Annotated in this window: 13 protein-coding genes; 7 read left to right on the top strand and 6 right to left on the bottom strand. The window is 43.9% G+C overall.

Annotated features, from left to right (window positions below; all coding sequences use genetic code 11):
• Positions 1-20: 20 nt before the first annotated feature.
• Together LPB140_RS07335 and LPB140_RS07330 are read right to left on the bottom strand one after the other, a co-directional pair.
• Complete coding sequence (locus LPB140_RS07335; RefSeq protein WP_072559273.1) at positions 21-695, bottom strand: ABC transporter ATP-binding protein; 675 nt, start codon at positions 693-695, stop codon at positions 21-23.
• The gene (locus tag LPB140_RS07330; RefSeq protein ID WP_072559272.1) at positions 688-1929 is read right to left on the bottom strand and encodes a lipoprotein-releasing ABC transporter permease subunit; all 1242 of its coding nucleotides are present in this window, start codon (positions 1927-1929) and stop codon (positions 688-690) included. Before LPB140_RS07330 ends, LPB140_RS07335 begins: the two co-directional genes overlap by 8 nt.
• Positions 1930-2361: 432 nt before the next feature.
• Here LPB140_RS07330 and LPB140_RS07320 point away from each other — a divergent pair, with 432 nt between their 5' ends.
• On the top strand, positions 2362-2874 hold the full coding sequence (locus LPB140_RS07320) for an Hsp20 family protein (protein ID WP_072559270.1): 513 nt from the start codon (positions 2362-2364) through the stop codon (positions 2872-2874).
• Between the two features lie 68 nt (positions 2875-2942).
• Here the strand turns inward: LPB140_RS07320 and pyrG are convergent, their stop codons facing one another.
• From pyrG to tpiA, 3 genes are all read right to left on the bottom strand, one after another.
• Positions 2943-4574, bottom strand: coding sequence for a CTP synthase (pyrG, locus tag LPB140_RS07315; RefSeq protein ID WP_072559269.1), 1632 nt, complete (start codon positions 4572-4574; stop codon positions 2943-2945).
• A gap of 136 nt (positions 4575-4710) precedes the next feature.
• Positions 4711-5100, bottom strand: a complete 390-nt coding sequence (gene secG / locus LPB140_RS07310) for a preprotein translocase subunit SecG (RefSeq protein ID WP_072559268.1) — start codon at positions 5098-5100, stop codon at positions 4711-4713.
• Between the two features lie 103 nt (positions 5101-5203).
• Entirely contained in the window at positions 5204-5944 is a 741-nt protein-coding gene (gene tpiA / locus LPB140_RS07305) for a triose-phosphate isomerase (RefSeq protein WP_072559267.1), read from the bottom strand.
• Between the two features lie 133 nt (positions 5945-6077).
• Between tpiA and LPB140_RS07300 the strand changes: the two genes are divergently transcribed.
• The 6 genes from LPB140_RS07300 (at position 6078) to lexA (ending at position 12721) form a co-directional block, all read left to right on the top strand.
• Positions 6078-8024, top strand: a complete 1947-nt coding sequence (locus LPB140_RS07300; RefSeq protein ID WP_072559266.1) for a peptidyl-prolyl cis-trans isomerase — start codon at positions 6078-6080, stop codon at positions 8022-8024.
• Positions 8025-8071: 47 nt separating this feature from the next.
• Positions 8072-9622, top strand: a complete 1551-nt coding sequence (locus LPB140_RS07295; protein ID WP_072559265.1) for an anthranilate synthase component I family protein — start codon at positions 8072-8074, stop codon at positions 9620-9622.
• Positions 9619-10200, top strand: a complete 582-nt coding sequence (locus LPB140_RS07290) for an anthranilate synthase component II (protein ID WP_072559264.1) — start codon at positions 9619-9621, stop codon at positions 10198-10200. The genes LPB140_RS07295 and LPB140_RS07290 overlap by 4 nt, the downstream gene beginning before the upstream one ends.
• Complete coding sequence (gene trpD, locus LPB140_RS07285) at positions 10197-11135, top strand: anthranilate phosphoribosyltransferase (protein ID WP_072559263.1); 939 nt, start codon at positions 10197-10199, stop codon at positions 11133-11135. The genes LPB140_RS07290 and trpD overlap by 4 nt, the downstream gene beginning before the upstream one ends.
• Positions 11132-11965: an indole-3-glycerol phosphate synthase TrpC gene (trpC, locus tag LPB140_RS07280; protein WP_072559262.1), complete on the top strand. Its 834-nt coding sequence runs from the start codon at positions 11132-11134 to the stop codon at positions 11963-11965. Before trpD ends, trpC begins: the two co-directional genes overlap by 4 nt.
• A 66-nt stretch (positions 11966-12031) precedes the next feature.
• Positions 12032-12721: a transcriptional repressor LexA gene (gene lexA / locus LPB140_RS07275; RefSeq protein WP_072559261.1), complete on the top strand. Its 690-nt coding sequence runs from the start codon at positions 12032-12034 to the stop codon at positions 12719-12721.
• A gap of 120 nt (positions 12722-12841) precedes the next feature.
• On the opposite strand, the gene LPB140_RS07270 is transcribed toward lexA, so the two are convergent.
• The gene (locus LPB140_RS07270) at positions 12842-14788 is read right to left on the bottom strand and encodes a ComEC/Rec2 family competence protein (RefSeq protein WP_198024087.1); all 1947 of its coding nucleotides are present in this window, start codon (positions 14786-14788) and stop codon (positions 12842-12844) included.
• Positions 14789-14960: the final 172 nt, after the last annotated feature.

Below are 14960 nucleotides of genomic sequence, written 5' to 3'. Positions count from 1 at the left end.
GTCCTTCTTAAAAAAATAGCTTAAAATTCTAACACGCCATTGTGCAGATATACTTGGCGGTCCATTTTTTGGGCTAAACGCTCATTATGCGTGGCGACTAAGGCTGCGCTACCTTCGTTTCTTACCAAATCCAAAAATTGGTTTAACACAATATCGGCGGTTTTTTCATCCAAATTACCCGTTGGCTCATCAGCCAAAATCAATTTGGGACGATTTGCCAAAGCACGGGCGACAGCGACACGTTGTTGCTCACCACCCGAAAGCTGTGATGGGCGGTGCGACAATCGGTGACCAATGCCAAGCGAGGTTAATAATTTTTGGGCGCGAAGCTCCGCATCTTGTCTATTCGTGCCAATAATCATTTGCGGCAAAATCACATTTTCGGTTGCCGAAAAATCGGGAAGTAAATGATGAAATTGATATATAAAGCCAAGCTTATCCCGCCGCACCAATGTGCGCTGCGTGCTATCCGCCTTGGCCATTTCTTCGCCATCAATTTGGATTGATCCGGTAAAACCGCCCTCCAAAAGCCCCAATGCCTGTAACAAAGTGGATTTACCTGAACCCGAAGGCCCAACCAAGGCAACAACTTCACCTGCCTTAATATTTAAATTCACCCCGCGCAGGACGGATATTTCAATATCAGCCTGAACAAAGGAACGACGAACATCGGTTAATGTTGCAATATTATTCATAACGTAACACCTGTACAGGATCAGTATTTGCCGCCTTTATTGCGGGATATAAAGTCGCCAAGAAACTGAATAAAAGTGCCATTGAGCAAATGACAATAACCTCAACCGGATCTGTGCGCGAGGGCAATTCATTTAAAAACCGGATGGATGGATCCCAAAGGTTTTGACCTGTGATAAATTGGATGGCGTTCACAATTGATTGACGGAAAATCAGGAAAATAAATCCTAAAATCAATCCAGCAATTGTCCCCAAAGCCCCAACGGTCGTGCCTACAGTCATAAAAATACGAAGCAACGATTTTCGACTGGCCCCCATTGTTCGCAAAATCGCGATATCGCGGGTTTTCGCCCTAACCAACATGATGAGTGAGGATAAAATATTAAAAACCGCGACAATGATGATAATTGACAAAACAACAAACATCGCCACACGTTCCACCGCCAATGTTTCAAACAGGCTTGCGTTCAATGTCTGCCAATCAACAATTAACGCCTTGCCCTCCACCTTTTTTTGCAAGGGTTCCATAATGGCATTGATATTTTGTGGGTCATTGGACGTTACCTCTATCATACCAACCTTATCACCCAATAATAATAATGTTTGGGCATCCGCAATCGGCATGGCAACAAATGCCTTATCAAATTGGAAAATGCCAATCTCCACAATCGCCCCCACTTGATATGAAATTTCTCTCGGCACTGTGCCAAATGGTGTGGCGCGACCGGCGGGGTTAATGATGGTCAAATTTTGCCCCAGTTGAAGGCCCAAATTTTGGGCAAGCTGAGACCCTATCACAATCATATTTTCATTTTGCATCACGGTTTCAATCCGTCCTGCAACAATTTTATCCTTCAACTCCAGCATATTGGGCCGGTCCATACCGCGAACCAATAATCCCTCTACCCTGCCGTTAAAACTGCCCAATAATGGCTGTTCGATTAAGGGGGATGCCTTTACCACGCCCGGCGTGGCCTTGGTCTCTTTTAATATATTTTCCCAATCATCAAGTCGGCCATCATATCCTTGAATAATGGCATGGCCGTTTAAGCCGACAATACGGTCAAATAATTCGGCGCGAAATCCGTTCATCACACTCATCACAATGATAAGCGCGGCCACGCCCAACATGACGGCGGTTAAGCTAATCCCGGCGACAAGGAAAATAAACCCCTCCCCTTTGCCCGGCATTAAATAACGCTTCGCGACCATTTTTTCGAATGAAGATAAAAACATGATTTTAATATATGCCTATATAGAAGGTCGAATATTAACCACATAGGGCGCAGCAAGTTTTGGCGCAAGCATTGATAATCAAAATATCATTGCTGCCATATTGTGGCTATGATGCAACGGTCTACAGCCAAAATTTAAGTAATTTATGTTTACTGCTTGAAATATTGACCAATAAAATGGATGAATGTTCATACCAATTTTCTACGATAGATGGAAAAGTAAGGTTCAGGGAAATGGGCGCTTTGATGTATAGCATCATGGCGCCCTTTCAATTTATGCTCTTATAAAAATCGTCAAAAATATTCTTGAAACGAAAAAAATCATCATTATCTTCTATTTTGAAGCCGCTAATCATAGGGTTTCAAATTTAATATCTGATCATAGTGCCTTTTGGGCTGTGGCAGATAAATTGCTCAAATAGGAGAATTTATAATGCAACGTTTTGATTTTACACCATATCGCCGCACCACAGTTGGTTTTGACCATTTGTTTGACTTGCTTGAAAATGCAGGCCGCGCGAATAATAATGAAAATTACCCGCCGTTTAACATCGAACGGCTTACCGAAAATGAATATCAAATTACCATTGCCGTTGCTGGTTTTAAGCGTCATGAAATTGACATTACCGCCCAACAAAATAGTGTCATTGTGCAGGGTCAAAAACAAATTGATGGTAATGATAATCGCGACTATCTGCATCTTGGCATCGCAAACAGAAATTTTGAGCGCCGCTTTCAATTGGCCGATCATGTTTTTGTAAAGGGTGCAGATATGGAAGATGGCTTATTAACCATTTTGTTGGAGCGCAAAATTCCTGAGGAATTAAAACCTCGTAAAATTTCCATCGGCGCAACTCTTGAAGCACCAAGTGATGCCAATGTTTCTATTGAAACAGCGCCCTCTATTGAAGTTAATAAAGCGAAAAAAGCCGACAAAGCTGCTTAACAATTTTTATAAATTTAATAAATTAGGGGGCAAAATCGCCCCCTTTTTTATTTCAGATTTTCATCCATTTATACCAGCCTGCTTTTGGTGATCGCCGCAGCAATAAAGCTGGTGAATAATGGATGCGGGTCAAATGGCCGCGATTTTAATTCAGGATGAAATTGTACGCCAACAAACCATGGATGGTCTGGTCGCTCCACTATTTCGGGCAATAATCCATCTGGCGACATGCCAGAGAATATCAATCCCCCCTGTTCCAAACGGTCTTTATAGGCAATATTCACCTCATAACGGTGGCGGTGGCGCTCCTCAATTGAATTTCCACCGTAAATTTGCGCCGCATGGCTGTTCGCTGAAAGGCTTGCTGGATATGCACCCAATCGCATTGTGCCGCCCAAATCATCCCCCTGCCCGCGTTTTTGAAGCCCCTCGGCAGTCATCCATTCGGTAATTAAGCCAATAACAGGCTCTTCTGCATCACCAAATTCGGAGCTAGATGCCTTGGCAATGCCCGAAGTATAACGCGCAGCCTCCAAACAAGCCATTTGCATACCCAGACATATGCCAAAAAATGGTATATTATGTTCGCGCGCAAATTTAACCGCCGCAATTTTACCTTCTGTGCCGCGCTCTCCAAATCCGCCTGGCACCAAAATGGCGTGCAATGCCTCCAGCTCGCAAACGGGTGGTTCTTCGCCTTCGAACATTTCTGCATCAAGCCATTTTATATTCACTCGAACACGGTTCGCCATACCTCCATGAACCAATGCCTCGCGCAATGATTTATAGGCATCTTGCAATTCCACATATTTGCCAACTACGCCTATGGTAACCTCGCCCTCGGGATTGCTATATCTATCTGCCACATCAACCCAACGGCTAAGGTCGGGTTCTTTGGCATCATTTATACCAAATGCGCGCAATACCTGACTATCCAGACCCTCTGCATGATATTGCATTGGCACATCATAAATAGACGAAGCATCCAATGCAGGAATAACCGCTTCCTTACGAACATTACAAAATGCGGCGATTTTTGCGCGCTCTGCATCCGGCAAAGGCTGTTCACAACGGCATAATAAAATATCAGGCTGTATTCCTAAAGAGGTCAGCTCGCGCACACTATGTTGTGTTGGCTTCGTTTTTAATTCACCCGCCGCCGCAATATAAGGAACCAAGGTCACATGAACAGAAATAAGGTTTTCATGACCAATTTCGTTACGAAGCTGTCTAATCGCTTCGATAAAAGGAAGCGATTCAATATCGCCCACCGTGCCGCCAATTTCACATAGGATAAAATCAAGCCCCTCCACATCGGATTGGGCAAATAATTTAATCGCATCGGTGACATGGGGGATGACCTGAACCGTTGCGCCCAAATAATCACCGCGCCGTTCACTTGCAATAATATCGCGGTAAATTCGCCCTGATGTGACATTATCAGATTGCCGTGCCGAAACGCCGGTAAATCTTTCATAATGGCCCAGATCAAGATCGGTTTCTGCACCATCATTGGTCACATAAACTTCACCATGTTGATATGGGGACATTGTGCCAGGATCAACGTTTAGATAAGGGTCAAATTTCCTTATCCGCACCCGATATCCACGAGATTGCAAGAGAGCAGCCAAGCTTGCTGCCATGAGACCTTTGCCAAGTGAGGAGACCACACCGCCGGTAATAAATATATAACGCGCCATGGGAGGAGAGCGTTAAACAGTCATTGGCATGTTTGACAAGTGCTCGAATCTAAATCTAATCAAATAAATTTATGTCAAATTGATTAAATTATGTTTTTGCAAATAGTTGTGGAAAAAAGCCGAGGGGCAAATATTATTAATTTTTGCCCGCCGCCGCATCAGATGCCGCATCCAATGCCTCACTTCCAACCTTATCTTTATCTTCCTGTGGAGCAGGCTGCGCTTCTGCCGCAGGTGCAGCCTGACCAGTAGCAGGAACATTACGCTCAAACCCAGTTTCAAGCGCTCTTGTTCCACCTTGACGGGCGGCAACAAAGGCCAGAGTGATTGACAATAAAATAAAGGTTGTGGCCAATATCGTTGTCGTACGGGTCATAAAATCAGCAGCACCGCGCGCTGAAATTAAACCAGATGGACTCCCCCCCATACCAAGACCGCCGCCCTCAGAACGTTGCATCAAAATAATAGCAACCAATGAAGCAGCAACAATGCCCTGCACAACGATTAAAAAGTGGAATAATCCCATTATTTAGCCCAATTCATATAATATTTATATCCATATGGTGTTTCATCACCATGTTTAAAGCCCCACTAGCCTTACTTTGCTGCAATTTCAAACATTATTCTGTTTATGAGTTTTGTGATGCAGCCTTTAATATTGGCGCAAATTTATCTGCGGTCAAACTTGCCCCGCCGACTAACCCGCCATCAACATGGGCCAATTTTAAAAGCTCAGATGCATTTTCACCATTCATCGACCCGCCATATAAAATGGGATAATCATTGGCGGCATCGCCATATTTTTGTGTTAAAAGCCGAAAAATAACTTCGTGAATTTCCCTTACCTCTTCCATTTGAGGTATCTTCCCCGTCCCAATTGCCCAAATTGGTTCATAGGCAATTATCATCTTTTGTGGCTTATTGCTGGGCAAAGATGCCAATAATTGTTCAGAAACGATTTTTTCGGCCTGCCCGCTTTCTCTTTGTGCCAATGATTCACCAACGCATATAATAGGGGTGATATTATTATCTATTGCTGCATCGGCCTTTTGTGAGACAAGTCTGCTATTCTCGCCCTGATCTTGACGGCGTTCCGAATGGCCCAAAATTACCATTTTTGCGCCAGCCTCCTTTACCATCGCCGCCGATAGACAGCCAGTATGCGCCCCTTCTTTGGATTGATGGCAGTCCTGTGCACCTATAATGACAGCTTTTTTATCCTTATGGGCCGAATAAATTAATGTCGCCGGCACACAAAGGCCCGTCATAATATTATCAAATAAGGCGGCAATTTCATCGATTTTTTGGATTTCAGTCAAATGGGACTGCATCCCGTTCATTTTCCAATTTCCAATAATATGCTTTTTCATATTGCCTCTCCCATAAATTTAGCAGTCAAATTTTTTAACAAAATTTCTATTCTTCTGTCCTTTTGCTTGAACATAATGCCTTGCATGCTTAAAGCCCATAGAAAGTTTTACTAAAAAATAAAGTAGGTTTAAAATGATCAAGTCGATCCGTTCAATGTTTAGCTCAAAATTGGGCACTTTTTTGGCTCTTGCATTTGTGGTTTTAATTGCCTTTGCATTTGCATTAAGTGATGTTTCTGGTTCTGGCTCATTTGGTGGACTTGGCGGCGGCAATGCTGCAAAGGTCGGCAGTGAAAAAGTTGCCATTGGCGATTTGAACAAACAAGTACGTTATGATTTTGAACGCGAACGTCAAAATGGATATGAAGGCGACTTGGCATCATTTGTTGAGCTTGGAGGATTTGATCGCACATTGGACGGCATCATCGCCCGCATGACCATGGCCATTTTCGGCAGTGAATATGGCCTTTCGGTCAGCAAAAAAATGATCGATTTCGAAATTAACAAAATTGATGCAGCAAAAGGGTTAAATGGCCAATTTGATCAAGCAAGCTTTCGCGCATTTTTGGCCGCACAAAATTTATCCGAAGATGAATTTAGGCAAAATATCATCAATATGAACTTTGCAGAGCAGCTTTTATCCGCCGCGGCAGCGCAAGGTGAAATCGCCAATTCAATGGCGCTGCCCTATGCTTCTTTGGAATTGGAGCAAAGGGAAAGCCAAATCGCCTTTATTCCATCGACTGCTTTCATTCCCAAATCCCCGCCAAGCGACAAGGTTTTAAACGATTATTATCGCAAAAATGCATCAAAATTTATTGTTCCAGAGCGCAGAGCAATAAATTATGCAATTTTCAACGATACTATTTTGGGTGAGAAGGCAAAAGTTTCTGAACAAGAAATCGCCGCTTATTATAAAAGCAATGCAGCAAAATATGCGGGTAAAGAAAAGCGCGATATTACGCAGGTCATTGTTCCAACACAGGCAGCTGCCAAGGCATTATCCGACAAGGCAAATGCCGGTAGCAGCCTTGCCGATGCAGCAAAGGCCATTGGACTTGCTCCAGCGTCCTTGGCAAGCGAAGATAAGCAATCATTGACCAGCAAGACCTCTGCCGAGGTTGCCAATGCAGTTTTTGCCACAGCTCAGGGTAAAATTGCGACGCCAGCAAAAGGCAAATTGGGTTGGTATGTTATGCGAACCGACAAAATTACAAATGTTTCGGCGCAATCCATTGATGCGGCGAAAGCTGAAATCTTGGCATTATTACAAGGTGAAAAGAAACAAAATTTATTGAGTGAATTTTTAAGCGAGATGCAAGATAGTCTGGCCGATGGGACATCAATTACCGATATTGCAAAGGGTAATGGGTTAAAGGTTGAAACATCACCAAAATTATTCGCCAGTGGCGCAAATCCAGAAAATAATGCCTATAAACCAACTGAAGAAATGAAGGTCATCCTTCCCGCTGCTTTTCAAATGGAAAAGGATGGCGAGGCGCAGCTTATTGAAATAGAACAGGGCAAAAAATTTGCCATTATTTCAATCGCAGAATTTTCAGAGGCCGCACCGCCAGCATTTGCTAAGGTAAAGGCCGATGTGATGCGTCAATGGGCAGTTGCTGAAGGCAGTAAAAAAGCCGAAGCGATAGCCAATAATATTCAAAAACTGGTCCGTTCAGGTAAATCATTGGCTGAGGCTGTTAAATTAAGCGGCGCATCGCTTCCTCCTATCCAAAGCATAAGCGGGAAAAGAAGCGACCTTGCTAAAAATCCCGAGCAAGTTTCCCCAGCTTTGCGCACCATGTTCACTATGGCGCCAAAATCGGTAAAGAAAAGCGCAGCGCCTGGGAATAATGGTTGGGTTGTTATTCATTTGGTGAAGAATATTCGCGGTGATGCGAGCGGAAATGCAGAATTATTGGGTAAAACAAAATCTGATTTTGGACAATTTTTGGGTCAAGAATATATTGCGCAATTTTTAAATGCTGCACAAAAAGAAATCGGCGTTAAAAAGGACGACAAAGCGATTAAAGCATTGAAAAACACCCTTAGCAATCGTGACCCCGTAGATAGATAAGATAAGATAAGATAAGATAAGATAAGATAAGATACGCAACATCAACCATGCCCCATCAAGAAAAATCATCGCAGCAACATGAAGCCGCCAATATTGCATTGCAAAAATTAAAGCAGGGAAAATCTTCTTTATTGTGGCGCAAATGGGTGGCCGATTGTGACACCGCCATATCGGTGTCCCTACGTTTAATGGAGGAAAATCGCGGCGATTATCTGCTGGAATCGGTGGAAGGTGGCACGACCAGAGGCCGATATAGCATTATTGGGTTAGCGCCAGATTTAATGCTGCGCGCGCAGGGCAAGCAATCCTTTTTAAACCGCAAATGGGCCGATGATCAAAATGCCTTTGAACCATTAAATATCGGCATGGACCACGCCATTCGCAATTTGGTAAAAGAATGTCATATCGACGATATTCCCTCCATTTTGCCCGATGCTTTGGCATGTTTGGTCGGATATTTTGGTTATGAAACAATTGGCCTTGTTGAAAAATTACCCCGCAATGCCAATGAAGGATTAGGCCTGCCCGATGGTATATTTGTGCGGCCTACAATCATCATCATTTTGGATAAGTTAAGCGATGAAATTTTCGTTATCGCGCCAATTTGGGCAGATAAGGAAATGTTGCCCGAAGCTGCAATTGAGCAAAAAAACCTAATATTAGATGAGGTGGAGCGCAAATTATCATCCGGCATCAAATCAGATGCTGAAAATAAATATTATGGTCAAAAAATTGCAATGCCAGAGGCGCTTAGCCCCATTTTGGACGCAGGCGCATATTCTCAAAAGGTATTACGGGCCAAGGAATATATTGAGGCTGGCGATATATTCCAGCTTGTCCTTGCACAGCGATTCACCGTTCCTTTTACCCTGCCCCCGATTGATTTGTACCGTGCACTTCGCCGGATAAACCCCTCGCCATTTCTTTATTTTTTGGATCTGCCTGGTTTTTCACTCATCGGTTCTTCGCCCGAAATATTGGTTCGTGCGCGTGATGGGGAGGTAACCATTCGCCCCATTGCAGGGACGCGCCCACGCGGTAAAAATGAAATTGAGGACGCCAAAAATCGCGCAGATTTGCTTGCCGATCCCAAAGAACGTGCAGAGCATTTAATGTTACTCGACCTTGGCCGTAATGATGTTGGCCGGGTTTCAAAGGGCGGCAGTGTGACTGTGACCGACAGCTATATGGTCGAAAATTACAGCCATGTAATGCATATTGTGTCCAATGTGGTGGGCGAATTGGACGCGGGTAAAGACGCGATGGACGCGTTATTTGCCGGGTTTCCCGCAGGAACCGTCAGCGGTGCGCCAAAGGTGCGCGCCTGTCAAATTATATCCGAATTAGAAGATGAGTGCCGCGGCCCCTATGCGGGCGGTGTTGGATATTTCAGCCCCAATGGCAATATGGACAGCTGTATCATCCTACGCACAGCCATTGTAAAGGATGGCGTCATGCATGTGCAATCCGGCGCAGGTATTGTCGCGGATTCTGATCCGGAATATGAACAACGCGAATGTGAGGCGAAGGCAGGCGCATTATTAGCTGCTGCTCAAGAGGCCATTCGCCAAGCCAATAAGATTGGATTTGGACAATGATCCTTGTCATCGACAATTATGACAGCTTTACATTCAACCTTGTCCATTATCTTTTGGAATTGGGCAGCGACGTTAAGGTCGTGCGCAATGATGAAATTAGCGTAGATGAAGCCATGGCAATGAATGCAGATGCTTATTTAATATCACCCGGCCCATGCACCCCCAATGAAGCGGGCATTTCACTTGAATTGGTGGGCGCATGTGCAAAGGCGATAAAACCATTATTCGGCGTATGTTTGGGGCATCAGGCAATTGGCCAATATTTTGGTGGGTCGGTGGTTCGCGGCGGGTTAATGCATGGCAAAACATCCCCCGTTCAGCATGATAATAGCTCTCTTTTTCGGGGCATACCCTCCCCTTTTCAGGCAACAAGATATCATTCCTTAATTGTCGAGGATATACCGTCCTGCCTGCATGTTAATGCAACGGCAGATGATGGATCGGTCATGGGCTTTGCGCATGAAAAACTGCCTATTTTTGGGGTTCAATTTCACCCCGAAAGCATTGCCACCGAATATGGGCATGATTTATTGGCCAATTTCATGGAAATTGCCGGGCTGGAGCCCAAACCAGTATGAGCGATATAGACTTTAATTATATGCTAAGCGGCAATATGCCGCACGATGAAATTGAACGTCATTTGATAAATTTGGCAGATCGCGGCGAGACAGCGGATGATATTGTTGCCGCAGCAACGGCAATGCGCGACCATATGGTTAAGGCAAATGCACCAAAAAATTCTATTGATGTATGCGGGACTGGCGGCGATGGCCAGCATAGCTTGAACATCTCTACCGCGGCATCAATCATCATTGCCTCCATGGATATTCCCGTGGCCAAACATGGTAATCGCGCCGCATCCAGCAAGGCTGGCGCTGCTGATACATTAGAGGCATTGGGAATAAATTTGGAAACACATGATGCGCAAAAAAGCCTAAATGAAATTGGAATAGGCTTTTTCTTTGCCCAAAAATATCACCCAGCCCTTGGCGCAATCGCCCCCATTCGTAAGAAAATTGGCCGCCGCACCATTTTTAATCTGCTTGGCCCTTTATGCAATCCATGCGGTGTAAAGCGCCAGTTAATTGGCGTTGCCCATCCTGATATAATCCCCATTTATGCAGAGGCGATGTTGAAATTGGGATATGAAAAAGCGATTATTGTTTCAGGGAATGAGGGACTGGATGAAATATCAATCGCCGGACAAAGCAGTATTGCGACAATTGATGGCGGAAAAATTACATATGATATTATTCACCCAGAACAATTTGATATTCCCCCTTCCCCATTAAGCGCGATAAAGGGGGGCGATGCAGCCTATAATGCTACACAACTTCGCCAATTATTGATGGGCGAACGCAGCGCATATCATTATGCCGTATTGTTAAATGTAGCGGCCGCTTTAATGGTGTCTGACATGGCTGAAAGCTGGGAAGATGGGATTGAAGAAGCATCGGAAACCATTGATAAGGGCCTGCCCAATGCCTTGTTAAATTGTTGGATTGCGCAATGAATATAATAAATGCATCAAATAAAAATAGCAGCAATAAATTGATTGAGATTTGCAATTTTAAACGCGGCGAGGTGGCCGCGCGTAAAGCAATAAAAAGCAATAATTTTATTAAAGAATCAATTGATCAACAAAGCAAGCCGAGAGGTTTCAAGGCTTCATTGGAAAAATTCTCCGCTGAACATTTTGCTCTTATTGCGGAAATTAAAGCGGCCTCCCCTTCAAAAGGATTGATTAGAGCTGATTTCAACCCGCCTGCTCATGCTATTGATTATGAAAAGGGAGGCGCTGCCTGCCTTTCTATTTTAACAGATGAGCAATTTTTTAAGGGACATGATGATTATTTAGTAGCCGCACGAAATGCTGTAAAGCTGCCCTGTTTGCGTAAGGATTTTATGGTTGATCCATGGCAAATTGCGGAATCGCGCGCATTGGGCGCCGATGCCATTCTCATCATTATGGCTGCCTTGGATGATATTTTGGCCAAGGAAATTGAAATTGCCGCGCATGAATTGGGCATGGATGCGTTGATAGAGGTTCATGATGAAACAGAAGCGGAACGGGCCTTAACACATTTAAACTCCCGCCTATTGGGCGTTAACAACCGCAATTTGGCGACTTTTGAAACCGATATTGCCACATGTGAGCGCATATCAAAAATGGTGCCCAAAGATTATCTTTTGGTCGGAGAAAGCGGGATAAATACGCATCAAGATTTGATGCGGCTTTCCCAATCAGGGATAAAAAGCTTTTTAGTCGGGGAAAGTTTGATGCGGCAAGATGATGTAAAGGTCGCCACCACTATGTTGTTAACGGGTGAAAAAAGCATATAGCATGACTTGACAAATGCCATTTTGTTTTCTATCTGTTCCATATATGTTCAATAATGGAGCAGATTTATGTTAACAGCGAAGCAGAATGAACTTTTGCGTTTTATCCAATCACGGCTGGAAAAAAATGGCGTATCCCCTTCTTTTGAAGAAATGAAGGATGCGTTAAATTTGAAAAGCAAATCTGGCGTCCACCGTTTAATCAGCGCATTGGAAGAGCGTGGCTTCATTAAACGTTTGGCCAACCGCGCCCGTGCTTTGGAGGTTGTTAAAATGCCCGATATTGCGGGCTCATCTGGCAATAATATTGTTTCTATGGCTAAAAAAGTTGATGCCCCTGCACCAGCACCTAAAACCATGCCAGTTGCGGCCAATGATGTGATGGAAATCCCCTTGCATGGACGTATTGCCGCTGGCGTCCCGATTGAGGCGATGGAGGGACAGTCAACTCTCTCAGTTCCTATGGCTTTGCTTGGCTCTGGCGAGCATTATGCGCTGGAGGTTTCTGGCGATTCTATGGTTGAGGCAGGTATTTTTGATGGTGACTTTGCCTTAATTAAACGTACTGATACTGCACGTGATGGAGAGATAATTGTTGCATTGGTGCGCGGTGAAGAAGCAACTTTAAAATATCTGCATAGAGAAGGTTCAATGATTAGACTTGATCCTGCAAATGCAGCATATAGCCCGCAACGATATTCAGCAGATGAAATTATCGTTCAGGGTAAATTGGCGGGATTATTACGCCGCTATCATTAAAAGGGATACACATCCCCCTATCGCTTTCAATCTTGTTATTTGTCTGCGGCATTATGCATCAGCCTCTTATTCATCTGCATTTTTTTGATTCTTACCTACGTTATTTATGATATGCGCCATTCATTTCGCATGCTGCTCATTACGTCTGGGCCATTTTTTATTTTCGATAAATCTGGTCCAGGGCTTGTGCCTATCTTGATCGGCAACTGTCATCATCCTGCGTTCTTTTGTGAAAAATGCGACCCCACCATTTTCTTGCAAATAGCCTTTATCAATTTTTATCCATCTTGGTTGGCAAGTTTGTGGTAAATATCTGCTGCTAATGACAATATCAACACGCCGACAGGTAGCGGCAAGTTCCATTGCGGGTATGAGATAATCTGACCTAGTGGCCAAAATGATTAAATGTGGCCTTTTATTCTGTTGTGCAATTTGGAATATACAGCTGTCCATATTGCAATTTGCACCTTCATATTCGTCCATAGAAATCGCATCATTGGGCTGTGCAATAGCTTCGCTTAACATCTCGCTGGTATAATCGCCTGTCCTGCTTCTTAACAATATACCCTGCCCCTCATGGTCTAAAATCAAATGTTTGCCGTCTGATAATATGAACAAATCTGGCTTTGGTTGAACAAAAATCATCATCAACATGGCGCAATATATCAAAATTCCTACCCATTTAATACGTGATTGAACCAAACCGAAAAACAGCATTGATGCCGTCAATATGGCAAATTGCCAACCCTCAATGGCTGGCACCCTTAACAATGACCCGCTTGCAGAGGACACAAAATGGGCAAGATTATTTAATATCTCAATTAAAATATTACAAATCGCCCAAATCGGCCCGCCTAGTGATAATATATCCAAAAACATCGCCAAAGCCTGAACCGGCATCACCAAAAATGTTACCCACGGAATCGCAAATAAATTTGCCGCTGCCCCATAAATGCCCGTCTTATGAAAATGAAATAATGCAATGGGAGATAATATCATCTCAATTGCAAGACCGGTGATAAGCAAGGATATCGCAAAACGGCCAATTTTACGAAAATAGCTCTCCTCTCGGCGGGTGGTTAAATCCTTCATCCATTTGCTTTGATGCAGTAAAATAATGGTTGTTACAGCTGCGAAACTTAGTTGAAAACTTGGGCCGACCAACGCCTGTGGCCATAGGAGGATGACCACGACAATGCCCGCTGCAATAACCCGCAATGTTAATGCCTGTCGCCCAATTGATATTGCGGTTAAAATTAACAAGGCAGCGATGCATGATCTTATCGTGGGAATTTCTGATCCTGTCATCAATGTATAAATAATGGCAGCAATTGCACCTCCACCCGCTGCATAAATTGGTATTGGGCGCCGCAAGGCAAATGCAGGAAATAATGACAATATTTTAGAGATGATAAGAAAAACCGCACCGGTAACCGCCGTTACATGCAAACCACTAATCGATAATAAATGGGCAAGCCCGCTATTCCTAAGCGCCTCTGCGTCTTCTTCTCCAATATACCCCCTATCGCCCGTTGCCAATGTTACCGCGATACCGCGCGCGGCATCATTGCTCCGACCAGCAATATATTGCGCTACCGCTTGCCTGCTTTGCTCTATTCCCCATTGGAGATGATGTTTTTTGATAATGATCGGCGCACCTAACCCCGCGCCTGTTGCTCCAACACCCTCAAACCATGATTTTTGCGCAAAATCATATCCCCATGGAATTTGCCTTTGGCTGGGCGGCATTAACCTTGCTTTTACAAGGATAATGTCATTTTTGGCAATCTGCTTCACTTCATCATTCGTTTTATAGCTAACTCTTATTTTACGCGGCAAGCCATGCTTACCCTCACTGTCCAATATAAGGCGTATTTTATGACGTGATGGCAGTTGCTCCACACCATCAACATGCGCATAAAATTTTGCGATAAAGGGGCGCTCAATAAATTTTGGCGCGTTAAAATAATTATGCACTATGATGGAGGAAAGACCGATAAAAAATGCAATAGAACAGCGAAAAAATAACTGCCTAATCAAACTGCCCTGCGTGAAAAAATAACTCAATAAAAATAAGGCCGCACCGAATATGATTATGGCAATGATTCCATCATAACCATAGCTAAACCAGCTATATATTCCGCATGCAGCAAAGATGACTGGACATGCAAAATATAAGTCATTTTGCTTGTCTAACCACATGTCGCAGGCATGGGTTATGTCATGCCGGCGTTTATAA

Origin of the sequence: Sphingorhabdus lutea, assembly GCF_001889025.1 — a bacterium.
Taxonomy (GTDB): Bacteria; Pseudomonadota; Alphaproteobacteria; order Sphingomonadales; family Sphingomonadaceae; genus Sphingorhabdus_B; species Sphingorhabdus_B lutea.
This window is presented reverse-complemented; position numbering and strand designations above follow the sequence as displayed.

Bases quoted from the DNA above. Each gene is read 5' to 3' on its own strand.
- LPB140_RS07335 (WP_072559273.1), bottom strand. From the start codon at position 695: ATGAATAATATTGCAACATTAACCGATGTTCGTCGTTCCTTTGTTCAG.
- LPB140_RS07330 (WP_072559272.1), bottom strand. From the start codon at position 1,929: ATGTTTTTATCTTCATTCGAAAAAATGGTCGCGAAGCGTTATTTAATG.
- LPB140_RS07320 (WP_072559270.1), top strand. From the start codon at position 2,362: ATGCAACGTTTTGATTTTACACCATATCGCCGCACCACAGTTGGTTTT.
- pyrG (WP_072559269.1), bottom strand. From the start codon at position 4,574: ATGGCGCGTTATATATTTATTACCGGCGGTGTGGTCTCCTCACTTGGC.
- secG (WP_072559268.1), bottom strand. From the start codon at position 5,100: ATGGGATTATTCCACTTTTTAATCGTTGTGCAGGGCATTGTTGCTGCT.
- tpiA (WP_072559267.1), bottom strand. From the start codon at position 5,944: ATGAAAAAGCATATTATTGGAAATTGGAAAATGAACGGGATGCAGTCC.
- LPB140_RS07300 (WP_072559266.1), top strand. From the start codon at position 6,078: ATGATCAAGTCGATCCGTTCAATGTTTAGCTCAAAATTGGGCACTTTT.
- LPB140_RS07295 (WP_072559265.1), top strand. From the start codon at position 8,072: ATGCCCCATCAAGAAAAATCATCGCAGCAACATGAAGCCGCCAATATT.
- LPB140_RS07290 (WP_072559264.1), top strand. From the start codon at position 9,619: ATGATCCTTGTCATCGACAATTATGACAGCTTTACATTCAACCTTGTC.
- trpD (WP_072559263.1), top strand. From the start codon at position 10,197: ATGAGCGATATAGACTTTAATTATATGCTAAGCGGCAATATGCCGCAC.
- trpC (WP_072559262.1), top strand. From the start codon at position 11,132: ATGAATATAATAAATGCATCAAATAAAAATAGCAGCAATAAATTGATT.
- lexA (WP_072559261.1), top strand. From the start codon at position 12,032: ATGTTAACAGCGAAGCAGAATGAACTTTTGCGTTTTATCCAATCACGG.